Source organism: Cupriavidus sp. CuC1 (genome assembly GCF_044627735.1).
In the GTDB taxonomy this organism is placed as follows: domain Bacteria; phylum Pseudomonadota; class Gammaproteobacteria; order Burkholderiales; family Burkholderiaceae; genus Cupriavidus; species Cupriavidus ulmosensis.
This window is the reverse complement of sequence record NZ_JBIUHC010000016.1, coordinates 89,932-101,141: the sequence shown is the minus strand read 5'-3', so window position 1 is coordinate 101,141 and position 11,210 is coordinate 89,932. Positions and strand designations below refer to the sequence as shown.

Below are 11,210 nucleotides of genomic sequence, written 5' to 3'. Positions count from 1 at the left end.
CTCAGAGCACGCCTTTCGGACGCCAGGCTAGCAACGAAATTCGCGTCAAATTGTGTTCTCGACGTGCGGAATGTAAGACAGGGCGGCCAGCGACAGCAATAACGAAAGATCGGAGCGTTTCATTTCCTGGCACCTCATGGGGATGACAGGGGCAGGATAAGACGGCAAACTGGTACTAGAAAAGAACCAGAAACAAGGAAGTTTATGGATCCAGAGTTCGCCTTCCCGATCCGCTTGCCGGCACCCGGCTCGCGCCATTTGCTGCGCAGCCTGCACGGCCAGCTCAAGGGGGCGATCCTGGACGGGCGCCTGCGCCCCGGCCTGCGCCTGCCTGCCACGCGTGCGCTGGCCCAGGCTTGCGGCGTGTCGCGCAACACGGTGGTGGCCGCCTACGACCTGCTGCTGAGCGAGGGCTATGTGGTGGCGCGCGATCGTGGCGGCACCTATGTGGCGGGGCTGCTGCCCGCGCGAGAGCCCGCCCCGCAGCATGGCGCGCCCGAGGCCGACCGCCGGCTGGCCGCGTTCTGGCGCGCGCCGCCCTTGCCGCCACGGGAAGCTTCGCCGATGGTGCCGCGCTTTGATTTTCGCGTGGGCGTGCCGGGCCTGTCGGCATTCCGGGCGGACCTGTGGGGGCGCCTGACGGCGCGCACCATGCGGGCGATGGTGCACGCGCCGGTGGCCTATGCCGATCCGCAGGGGCAGCCTGGGTTGCGCGAGGCCATTGCCAGCCACGTCTCGTTTGCACGCGCGGTCGCATGCCAGGCTGGCGACGTGGTGGTCACGGCGGGCGCGCAGCAGGCCTTCGACCTGCTGGCCCGCGTGCTGGTGACGCCAGGGCGCACCGTGGTGGCGGTGGAGGACCCGGGCTACCCGCCGGCCCGCGCCGCCTTTGCTGCCGCCGGCGCCAGGATCGTGCCGGTGCCGGTGGACGCGCAAGGTCTGGTGGTGGAACGGCTGCCCGCCGATGCGCGGGTGATCTACGTCACGCCATCGCACCAGTTCCCCCTCGGCCATGCCATGTCGGCGGCGCGGCGCGCGGCCTTGCTCGCCTTCGCGCAGGCGCACGGCGCGGTCATCGTCGAGGACGATTACGACGGCGAGTTTCGCCACGGCGAGCGCCCGCTCGACGCCTTGCAGACGCTCGACCGCGCCGAATCCGTGTGCTACGTCGGGACCTTCTCCAAAAGCCTGTTTCCGACGCTGCGGCTAGGCTTCGTGGTAGCCCCCCGCTGGGCGCGGCAGGCGCTTACGCTGGCCAAGCAATGCAGCGACTGGCATTGCGCTGCCACCGCGCAGGATACGCTCGCCGCCTTCATCGCCGAAGGGCACCTGACGCGCCACGTGCGCAAGATGCGCCGGCTCTACGGCGCGCGCCGCCAGCTTCTGCTGGATACGCTGCGCGCGGATTTCAGCGGCCGGCTCGATCCGGTGCCCTGCGCCGCGGGCCTGCACCTGGCCGCGCTGTGCGTTGACCATGCCGATCCCGAGCCGCTGGCGCAGCGCGCGAGGGCGCAGGGCATTGGCGTCTGGGCCACGCAGGAGTACTACCTCGGCCCGCTGGATCGCGCGGGCTTGCTGTTCGGCTTCGGCGCGATAGACGAGGCGGGCATCGCGGCGGGGCTGAAGGCGCTGCGCAAGCTTTGGTGAGCACCTAAGCTGTCAATGCTCGGCTCGCGAGCCTCTCACGGCGTGAGCATGACCAGCGCCGATGGGGCTAACGCCGCAGTGATTGCGGCGTCTTCTTCGCTCGCGCTCCAAGGGCGCCGGACGCGGCGGCCTGCAGGATGCGACGGAAGGTGGGGCATTCCATGTGGCTCGGTGCGGGGCAGGCAGCGGCGTGCCGCAGGCCGTCGCGCATGGCGCTCAGTTTGCGGATCGTCTTGTCTAGCTCTTCTGCCTTGGCCGCGAGCATCTGCCGGTCGATGCGCGGCTGCCCCTGCGGCGCGAACATGAGCGCAATCTCATCGAGCGAGAACCCGGCGGCGCGCCCCAGCGCGATCAGCGCCAGCCGTTCCAGCACGCCGGAATCGAACAGGCGGCGCAGCCCTCGCCTGCCGGTAGAGGCAATCAGCCCCTTTTCCTCATAGAACCGCAGCGTCGATGCGGGAACGCCGGATTGTTGCGCCACTTCGGCTATGTCCAGGCTTTTCACCCTCTTGACCTCAAGTCGACTTGAACTGGCACAGTGTAGCTTCCGCTCCCTGGGGGCAGCAAAGGAAAACGATCATGGATGTCACGCAACGGACCGAAAGCGAGCAGGCGGTGCTTTGGCGGGGCCGCTCTGGAAGCGCCTGGGTCGAGGCCCAGGCGCTGCTCGACCACATGTTCAAGCCGTTCGAAGACCTGCTTGTCGATGCGGTCCGCACCGGCTCCGGGCTACGGGTGCTCGACGTCGGCTGCGGTACGGGCAGCACGACGCTCGCCGTGGCGCGGCGGCTCGGCGCGACGGGCCTTTGCATCGGCGCCGACATCTCGGATCCTATGATCGCCGCCGCCCGGGCACGCGCAAAACGGGAAGACACCACGGCAAGCTTCCTCCACGCCGACGTGCAGAACCACGCTTTCGAGCGCGCGAGCTTCGACTTGATCGTTTCGCGCTTCGGCGTCATGTTCTTCGACAACCCGGTCCGGGCCTTCGCGAACCTGCTGCGTGCCGCAAGGGACGAGGCCGAACTCCGGTGCATCGCCTGGCGCGGTGCCGCGGAAAACCCGTTCATGACGGCGGCCGAGCGCGCCGCGGCACCGCTGCTGCCGAACCTTCCCGCGCGCCGGCCAGACGCGCCGGGGCAGTTCTCCTTCGCAGACCGGCATCGCGTTTCTTCCTTGCTGGAGAACAGCGGCTGGGCCGAGATCGACATCCGGCCGATCGATGTCGACTGCACCCTGCCAGAGAAGGAGCTGCTCGGCTACCTCACGCGACTCGGTCCCGTTGGCCTGATCCTGCAAGAGGCGGACGAGCGCACGCGCACGCGAGTCAGCGAAGCTGTCCGTAGCGCCTTCGATCCCTACGTGCACGGCACCGAGGTTCGCTACACCGCTGCCTGCTGGATGGTCAGCGCCCGGGCGCCGTCTGCGGCGGCCGCGTCGAAGGAGGCAGGCCGTGTCTGATGCAGTGGACTTGGTGATGTGCGTGCTCCTGATCGGGGCGGGTGCGACCGCCGTGATGGATATCTGGGCCGCTGCCCGTAAGCGGCTGTTCGGCATTGCGTCATTGGACTATGCCCTGGTAGGCCGCTGGCTCGCCTATCTGGTGCGCGGGCGCTTTCGCCACGACCCCATTGGCGCTTCGCCGCCCGTACAGGGCGAACGCGTGACCGGCTGGATCGCCCACTATCTGATCGGTATTGCTTTCGCGGCCGTGCTGCTCGCTTTCCGGGGCCTGGACTGGGTCAGTCATCCGACGCTCGGCCCCGCACTGATCGTCGGCATCTGCAGCGTGGCGGCTCCCTTCTTTTTGATGCAGCCAGGCATGGGCGCCGGCGTCGCCGCCAGCCGCACTCCGCGTCCCGCCGCCGCGCGCTTTCATAGTCTTGTCACGCACGGGATATTCGGCCTGGGCCTTTACGGGGCCGGCTGGGTGACAAGCTGGTTGGCCACGTTTCAATGGCGGAGCTTCTGGTAGCGGCGCCAAGCGCGTTTTTTCCCCCAATCCTTACGCTCTCCCCCCCAAAAGCGATTCAGCGGTTTATTCGCTCAATCCATCGAAACTATCCATTTACCTTATATTGCCGCGCTCCCTACACTTTGTGCCAACGCCCCCCTTAGCAGGGCGTACGACAAGAGAGGAGCAAGTATGGAGACCACCTTGGCGCGCCGCATGGCGGCGCTGGCGCTAGCTTTGCCGTTGATCGCCTGCGGCGGCAACGATGACAGCCCAAGCACGGGCGCCCCCGCGGCGTCCACGCCGGCGGCCACCCCGGGCATGACGCTGACCATCACCGCACGGGAAGACATGCCCGGCACCTACGGCAACGTGGGCGCCTATGAAAAACTCACCGGCACGCTAAAGGGCGAGGTCGACCCCGCCGATGCGCACAACGCCATCATCCAGGACCTGGCGCTGGCGCCGGTGAATGGCCGCGGGCTGGTCGAGTACACCACAGAGTTCGTCATGCTCAAGCCCAAGGACATGAGCAAGGCCGGCGGCGTGCTGCGTTACGACGCGCCCAATCGCGGCAATATCCTGACCATGCCGAATCCCACCGCGGTGCCGGGGGATTCGCTCTACTTCGAGCGCGGCTATGTGCTGCTGTACTCGGCCTGGCAGGGCGACGTGCCGAAGAGCTCGGCGGCACGGCTCACGCTGGCGGTGCCGGTGGCAAAGAACAAGGACGGCAGCAGCATTACCGGCCCGTACGCCGCGGAGCTGATCCCGAGTGTTGCCAGCCCGTCGATGAGCTTGCCGGGCGGTGTGTTCAACAGCACGATGATTCCCTATGCGCCGGCCAGTCTCGACAACACCCTGCCGGGCTACACGCTGACGCGGCGCGTGAACGAAACCGACCCGCGCGTGTCGATTCCCGCAACGGACTGGAAGTTTGCCACCTGCGATAACGCGGGCAATCCGTTCCCGGGCAAGTCCGACGCCGCCAACATCTGCCTAAAAGGCGGTTTCGTGCCGGGCTACCTCTACGAGATCACCTACGTGGCGAAAGACCCGAAGGTGATGGGCGTGGGCCTGGCGGCGCTGCGCGACACCATCACGTTCTTCCGGCATCAGGCCGCGGATTCGGCGGGCACGCCTAATCCGGTGGCGGGCGCGGTGCGCTTTGCCATCGGGCAGGGCACCTCGCAATCGGGCAACGCGATGAAGACTTTCCTGCATCTTGGCTTTAACCAGGCGCTGGATGGCAGCAAGGTGTTCGACGGCATCTACGCGCATGTGGCCGCGCGCCAGACCAACATCAACACGCGCTTCGCCGTGCCCGGCGGCGGCGGTGGCTTGCGCACCGACCATCGCGCCTTTGGGCAGACCGCGCCGCGCGGGCTGGCCGCCGACTACCAGGACCCGCTGGCGGGCCGCAGCGGCGGCGTCATGCAGCGCTGCACCGCTACGCAGACTTGCCCGAAGTTCTTCCTCGGCCTGTCGGGCACGGAGTTCTGGCAACTGCAGGGCTCGCCGGTGCTGACCGATCCCTACGGCTTTGCCGACCTGAAGCAGCCTGACAACGCGCGTATCTACTACTACGCCAGCACGCAGCATGGCGGCAAGTCGCCACTGATCAGCTACGCGCCTGCGTCCACGGTGTACCCGGCGGGTTCCATGGTCGATTTTGCCGATACCTTCCGGGCGCTGTTCGTCGCGCTGGAAGACTGGGTGGCTCGCGATGTCGCGCCGCCGGCCAGCCAGGTTCCGGCCATCGCCGATGGCACGCTGGTGCGGCCCGATCAGCTGGCCTTTCCCGTCACCAAGGGCATTACCTGGGCCGGTGCGGGCACCAATGCCGCGATTCCCACGCTGCAGTACCTGGCGCGCTACAACGGCTTCCCGCTGCTCGACTACGGTCCGACATATCGCCCGCAGGATGAGTCCGGCATCCCGACCTTGCTGCCGCCGTCGTATATGGGACGGGACTACGCCATCATGGTGCCGCAGGTGGATGCGCAGACCGGGCTGACCAAGGCCGGCATCCACTCCGTTGACGTGGACGCGCCGGTGGGCACCAGCCTGGAGTTCAACTACGTGGCAGCGCCGGGCATTGTGGATCTGGTCAACCTGAGCGGCAGCTACATTCCCTTCCACAAGACCGAGGCCGCGCGCATTGCGGCTGGCGATACGCGGCCTTCGCTGGAGTCGCTCTACACCGACCAGGCCGGCTATGTGGCCAAGGTGCAAAGCGTGGCCGCCGGGCTGGTGGCCAAGCGCTTCTTGCTGCAGGCGGATGCTGATCGGCGCGTGGCCAGCGCGCAGGCCAATCCTGTGTTGCCCTGAGCGATGTGTCCGTGATGCGGCGGGCGGGGCAGTGTCACCCCGCCCGGCCCGCAAGGCCCGCCGTGGCTCCGGTGCCTTGCCAGCCGGGATCCGCGGCGAAGCGCTCCGCGAGGAAATCCAGCATGGTGCGCAGGATCGCCGGCATTTGCCGGCGCGATGCGTATACGCCATGGATGCCCAGCGCCTGCGGCTGCCACCCGGGCAGCAGGGCCACCAGTTGCCCGCTGCGCAGCAGCGGCGCGGCAGAGTAGAGTGGCTGCATGGCAATGCCGGCGCCAGCCACCACGGCGGCCAGCAGCACCGTCGATTCATTGGCGCTGAGGTTGCCCTGCACCGGCACTGACAGCGTTTCCCCCGCGCGCTCCAGTTGCCATAGGCTCTTGCCGAAGTACGAGTAGGTCAGGCAGTTGTGCATGGCGAGGTCCTGCGCTTTGCGCGGCATGCCGTGGGCGGCGAGATAGGCGGGCGCGGCGCAGATCACCGAGGCGCAACTCGCCAGCGGGCGCGCAATCAGGTTGGGATCGAGATCGTTGGTGATGCGGATCGCCAGGTCGATGCGTGCCTCCACCAGGTTGACCGCCTGGCTGCCGATATGCAGGTCGACGGCGGTTTCCGGATAACGCTTCAGGTAGGCCGTCACTGCTGCGGCCAGCACGGACTCGGCCAGCGATTGCGCGCAACTGATGCGCAGCATGCCGCGCGGCATGCCCGCGCGCTCATGCTCGGGCCGCGCCATCTGAGCGGCAATCTCCAGCATCTGGCGGCAGCGCGCCAGCGTTTGCTCCCCGGCGGGCGTCAGGCTCAGGCTGCGCGTGGAGCGGTGCAGCAGGCGCTGCTCGGCCCAGGTTTCCATCTGCGCGAGATAGCGGGTGACCATGGCGCGCGACATGTCCAGCACCTCGGCGGCTGCCGTCATGCTGCCGCGCTCGGCAATGGCTACGAAGACTTCGGCGGCGGTGATGCGGTCCATGGGATGGCGGGTGATGTTGGCGTATCTTGTTGCCCTATTTGATCGATTGGCGCAACAAAGATGTTTATTCTATGGGGTTTTTGTACCGGCCTGCGCAAATTAAGCTGGCGGTCTCCTTGATTTCCAGCACCGTGAGACTCCCAATGCGCTCCAGCCTGACCCTGAACCGTTTCCTGCGCGGCCTGGCCGCCGCCTTGTGCCTGGGCATCGTCGCCAGCACGCCCGCAGTGGCCGCATCCGCGCTCAAGCTGGACGTCTACAACCCCGGCGCCAAGAGCATTTTCCCGGTCTCGTCCGAACTCGTTACCGGCGCGCACGACGCGGTGCTGATCGACGCGCAGTTCCAGCGCAACGACGCCGAAGCCCTGGTTGCGCGCATCCGTGCCAGCGGCAAGCACCTCACCACCATCTACATCAGCCACAGCGATCCGGATTTCTACTTCGGGCTGGACGTGCTCAAGGCCGCATTCCCGGCGGCCAGGATCGTCGCCACGCCGCAAACGGTGGCGGCCATCCAGGCGTCCATGGCGGGCAAGCAGGCTTACTGGGCTCCGATCCTGAAGGACAATGCGCCCAAGGCGCTGGTGCTGCCCGAGCCGCTGGCCGGCAATACCATCGAGCTCGAAGGCAACAAGCTGGAAGTGCTGGGCCTGGACGGCCCGGCGCCGGAACGCACGGTAGTGTGGATTCCGTCGCTCAAGACGGTAGCCGGCGGCGTGGTGGTCTTTGGCAAGAGCCACGTCTGGGTGGCCGATACGCAGACACCGGCTTCGCGCCAGCACTGGATCGCCATGCTCGATCGCATCGAGGCAAGGAAGCCGGCGCGGGTCGTGCCGGGGCATTATCTGGGCGATGCGCCGCAGACGCTGGCGTCGGTGCGCTTCACGCGGGATTACCTGCGCACGATCGAGCAAGAGGCGGCGCGCGCGCCGGATGCCAAGGCGCTGAGCGCGGCGATGCAGAAACGCTATCCGCAACTGGGCGGCCTGGACTCGCTCGAGCTGAGCGCCAAGGTCATCAAGGGCGAGATGCAATGGCCTGCAAAATGACGGCTTTGTGCCAGAGCGCGGTTCGCGATGCGCATAACGCCAGCCACAAATCCCAGGAAGCACTGATCATGTCCGGTCTCACCCTGCATTACATCTATGACCCGCTGTGCGGCTGGTGCTACGGCGCCGCGCCACTGGTGCGCGCCGCGCGCGCCGTGCCCGGCCTGGCGCTCGCGCTGTACGGCGGTGGCATGCTCACGGGCGCCAACCGCCGCCGCATCACGGCGCAATGGCGCGACTACGTGATGCCGCACGACCGCCGCATTGCCGCGCTCACCGGCCAGCCGTTCGGCGAGCGGTATTTCGAAGGCTTGCTGCGCGACGAAAGCGCGGTGATGGACTCCGCACCGCCCACCACCGCGATCCTGGCCGCGCAGGCGCTGGGCGGTGTGGAGGCCGCCGCGGATCTGCTGGCGCGCCTGCAGCATGCGCACTATGTGGACGGGCTGCGCATTGCCGATGCGCAGGTACTCGCCGATATAGCCGGGCAGGCCGGGCTGGATCCGCAGCGCTTTGCCGACCTTTGCCTGGACATTGGCGGTGACAAGACGCAGGCGCATATGGCCGCCAGCCGTACGCTGCTGAACCGGCTGGGCGGGCACGGCTTCCCCACGTTTGCGCTGCAAAGCGGCGCCGATCGCTTCGCCGTGCTCGACGTGGGCCCGTTCCTTGGCGATGCGGGGGCCTGGCAGGAGAGCCTGGCGTGCGCGGTTGCGCAGCAGGGCGGGAGCATGGAAGCGGATAGTGTGGGTAGTGCGGGAGGCCCGGCTTGCGACGCGCAGGGTTGCGCTTTGCCAGCGCGAGGGTAAACTTCGCGCCCGCGTTGCCGTTATACCAATCGACGTCCCGGCACACAGGCCGCGCCGGTTCCGTCGATAGTCGTGCGCGCGCAGCTTGTCCTTTCACCCGGACGAGCACTGCACGAGACGGCATCGGCTCTACACCCGTACCCTCCATGCCTCACATCCAAGGCCCTCCCGGCGAGACCGAACTTTTTCGCGCGCTTGTACTCGGCGTGACCGATTACGCGATCTACGCGCTGGATCCCGCCGGGAGCGTGAGCAGTTGGAACCCCGGCGCGCAGCGCGCCAAGGGATACACCCGGGATGAAATCCTGGGCGCGCATTTCTCGTGCTTCTACACGCCTGAGGATCGCGCCGCGGGGCTGCCCGAGCAGGCTTTGCTGCAAGCGCGCGAGGCGGGCCGCTTCGTGGCGCAAGGCTGCTGGCGCTTGCGCAAGGATGGTTCCCGCTTCTGGGCCCACGTGCTGATCACGCCGATCTTCGATGGCAAGGGCAAGCAGCTTGGCTATGCCAAGGTCACGCGCGACATGACGCAGCAAAAGGCCGACGCCGAGCGCATTGCCGAGGTGACACGCACGCTGGACCTGGCGCTGGAGAACATGTTGCAGGGGCTGTGCCTGTTCGATTCGCATGGCGCGATCCTCCTGACCAATCGCCGCATGGAAGAGATCTTCCGCGGCGCGGGCGCAGCGCTGGCGCCAGGCGCGGATTTTCTGGCCCTGTGCCGTACCATGGCTGGCGTGCGCGAGAGCGAAATCGCGGCGCCGAGCGCGCCGGCCGGCCGCCTTGGCGGCGATGCGCAGGCCGAGGCGGGCCAGCCCGACGGCCGCGCCGAGCAATACGCGCAGGCGCTCTGCGAACGGCACCGCGAGATCCTGCGCCGCCACAAGCACTGGCGTAGCGTGGAAGCGCTGCCCGATGGGCGCGCCATTGCACTGTCGCACAGCACCATGGCCGACGGCTCCTGGGTGACCACCTGCGAGGATGTCACCGAGCAACGCCGCATCGAAGCCAAGATCCAGCACATGGCGCGCCACGACGGGCTCACCGGCCTGCCCAACCGCAGCTATTTCAACGACTACCTGGACGAGGAACTGCAGCGCGCGCGCAAGCAGGGCTGCCGGGTGGCCACGCTCGGCATCGACCTGGACCGCTTCAAGGAAATCAACGACCTGCATGGGCATGCGGCCGGCGACACCGTGCTGCGGGCGGTGTCCCAGCGCATCGCCAGCCAGCTGGAGCCGGGCGAGTTCATCGCCCGCATCGGCGGCGATGAGTTCATTGCCGTGAAGCGTTTCGAGCGGCAGGCCGAGCTGAGCGACTTCAGCGCGCGCCTGGTGACTTGCCTGAGCGAGCCGGTGCGGCTCGAAGGCTTCGAGCTGACCACGGGCGCAAGCATCGGGATTGCGATCTATCCCGGCGACGGCACGCATCGCGACCAACTGGTCAGCAATACCGACCGGGCGATGTACCGCGCCAAGGGCAGCTTGTCCGAATCGATCTGCTTCTACGAAAGCCGGATGGACGAAGCCGAGCGCGAGCGGCGCGCGCTGGCCGGTGAGCTGTGGACCGCCATTGCCGCCAACCAGTTCGTGCTGGACTACCAGGTGCAGACCGCCATCGCCAGTGGCGAAGCCATCGGTTGCGAGGTGCTGCTGCGCTGGCAGCATCCCGAGCGCGGGCTGATCGCGCCCGACAACTTCATCCCCCTGGCCGAAGAGTGCGGCGCCATCCTGCCGATCGGCGAGTGGGTGCTGCGCACCGCATGCCAGGAAGCCGCGCAGTGGACATTCCCGCGCAAGATCTCGGTCAACCTGTCCCCGGTGCAGATCACCCACGGCAACCTGGTCACGCTGGTGGCGCATGTGCTGGAGGAAACCGGGCTGGCGGCGGGACGGCTGGAGCTCGAAATCACCGAGTCGGCCATCATCGGCGACAAGGAGCGGGCGCTGGACATATTGCGCCGCATCAAGGCGCTGGGCGTGACCATCGCCATCGATGACTTCGGCACGGGCTACTCCTCGCTCGACACCTTGCGCTCCTTCCCGTTCGACAAGATCAAGCTGGACCGTACCTTTATCGCGGAGATCTCCGACAGCCAGCAGGCCAAGGCCATCATCCGCGCCATCCTGGCGCTGGGCCAGAGCCTGGCGATCCCGGTGCTGGCCGAAGGCGTGGAGACCGACGAACAGCTCAGCCTGCTGCAGGCCGAAGGCTGCGACGAAGCGCAGGGATTCCTGCTGGGGCGCCCGCAGGCGCTCGAGCATTTCCGTCGCGCCCACGCCGTGCTCGGGCCGCGACTGGTGACGCCGACACCGGAACCCTAGGCGGCGCATCCGGCGCATCCGGCGCGTGCCGGGAGTATGTGCCTTTAGCGCGGCCCCGACCAGGCGCGGCGCCTTTGCGCGGCGGTGGAACTCGCCCGCCAGCCAGCCACTCTCATTTGTTGTCGGCAG

General features: G+C 67.5%; 9 protein-coding genes. 7 read left to right on the top strand and 2 right to left on the bottom strand.

The features are described from left to right. The first annotated feature begins 204 nt into the window (after window positions 1-204). Window positions 205-1,647 (top strand): PLP-dependent aminotransferase family protein, encoded by a 1,443-nt coding sequence (locus ACGLHR_RS09940; protein WP_400093549.1) that lies wholly within the window; start codon window positions 205-207, stop codon window positions 1,645-1,647. Window positions 1,648-1,714: 67 nt separating this feature from the next. On the opposite strand, the gene ACGLHR_RS09935 is transcribed toward ACGLHR_RS09940, so the two are convergent. Further along, on the bottom strand, window positions 1,715-2,152 hold the full coding sequence (locus tag ACGLHR_RS09935) for a helix-turn-helix domain-containing protein (RefSeq protein ID WP_400093548.1): 438 nt from the start codon (window positions 2,150-2,152) through the stop codon (window positions 1,715-1,717). Between the two features lie 74 nt (window positions 2,153-2,226). Between ACGLHR_RS09935 and ACGLHR_RS09930 the strand changes: the two genes are divergently transcribed. The 3 genes from ACGLHR_RS09930 to ACGLHR_RS09920 all read left to right on the top strand — a co-directional run bounded on the left by ACGLHR_RS09930 (window position 2,227) and on the right by ACGLHR_RS09920 (window position 5,932). Beyond that, entirely contained in the window at window positions 2,227-3,108 is an 882-nt protein-coding gene (locus ACGLHR_RS09930) for a class I SAM-dependent methyltransferase (protein WP_400093547.1), read from the top strand. Further along, the gene (locus tag ACGLHR_RS09925; protein ID WP_400093546.1) at window positions 3,101-3,622 is read left to right on the top strand and encodes a DUF2938 domain-containing protein; all 522 of its coding nucleotides are present in this window, start codon (window positions 3,101-3,103) and stop codon (window positions 3,620-3,622) included. The genes ACGLHR_RS09930 and ACGLHR_RS09925 overlap by 8 nt, the downstream gene beginning before the upstream one ends. Window positions 3,623-3,793: 171 nt before the next feature. Then, entirely contained in the window at window positions 3,794-5,932 is a 2,139-nt protein-coding gene (locus ACGLHR_RS09920) for an alpha/beta hydrolase domain-containing protein (RefSeq protein WP_400093544.1), read from the top strand. A gap of 34 nt (window positions 5,933-5,966) precedes the next feature. On the opposite strand, the gene ACGLHR_RS09915 is transcribed toward ACGLHR_RS09920, so the two are convergent. Then, on the bottom strand, window positions 5,967-6,902 hold the full coding sequence (locus ACGLHR_RS09915) for a LysR family transcriptional regulator (RefSeq protein ID WP_400093542.1): 936 nt from the start codon (window positions 6,900-6,902) through the stop codon (window positions 5,967-5,969). 143 nt (window positions 6,903-7,045) lie between these two features. Here ACGLHR_RS09915 and ACGLHR_RS09910 point away from each other — a divergent pair, with 143 nt between their 5' ends. From ACGLHR_RS09910 to ACGLHR_RS09900, 3 genes are all read left to right on the top strand, one after another. Then, window positions 7,046-7,951, top strand: coding sequence for an MBL fold metallo-hydrolase (locus ACGLHR_RS09910; protein WP_400093540.1), 906 nt, complete (start codon window positions 7,046-7,048; stop codon window positions 7,949-7,951). Between the two features lie 68 nt (window positions 7,952-8,019). Beyond that, complete coding sequence (locus ACGLHR_RS09905) at window positions 8,020-8,760, top strand: DsbA family protein (protein ID WP_400093538.1); 741 nt, start codon at window positions 8,020-8,022, stop codon at window positions 8,758-8,760. 146 nt (window positions 8,761-8,906) lie between these two features. Further along, the gene (locus tag ACGLHR_RS09900; protein WP_400093537.1) at window positions 8,907-11,081 is read left to right on the top strand and encodes a putative bifunctional diguanylate cyclase/phosphodiesterase; all 2,175 of its coding nucleotides are present in this window, start codon (window positions 8,907-8,909) and stop codon (window positions 11,079-11,081) included. The last annotated feature ends 129 nt before the right edge of the window (window positions 11,082-11,210 follow it).

Coding starts and splice junctions, on each gene's coding strand:
- ACGLHR_RS09915 (WP_400093542.1), bottom strand. CDS start 6,902: ATGGACCGCATCACCGCCGCCGAAGTCTTCGTAGCCATTGCCGAGCGC.
- ACGLHR_RS09910 (WP_400093540.1), top strand. CDS start 7,046: ATGCGCTCCAGCCTGACCCTGAACCGTTTCCTGCGCGGCCTGGCCGCC.
- ACGLHR_RS09900 (WP_400093537.1), top strand. CDS start 8,907: ATGCCTCACATCCAAGGCCCTCCCGGCGAGACCGAACTTTTTCGCGCG.
- ACGLHR_RS09920 (WP_400093544.1), top strand. CDS start 3,794: ATGGAGACCACCTTGGCGCGCCGCATGGCGGCGCTGGCGCTAGCTTTG.
- ACGLHR_RS09940 (WP_400093549.1), top strand. CDS start 205: ATGGATCCAGAGTTCGCCTTCCCGATCCGCTTGCCGGCACCCGGCTCG.
- ACGLHR_RS09905 (WP_400093538.1), top strand. CDS start 8,020: ATGTCCGGTCTCACCCTGCATTACATCTATGACCCGCTGTGCGGCTGG.
- ACGLHR_RS09930 (WP_400093547.1), top strand. CDS start 2,227: ATGGATGTCACGCAACGGACCGAAAGCGAGCAGGCGGTGCTTTGGCGG.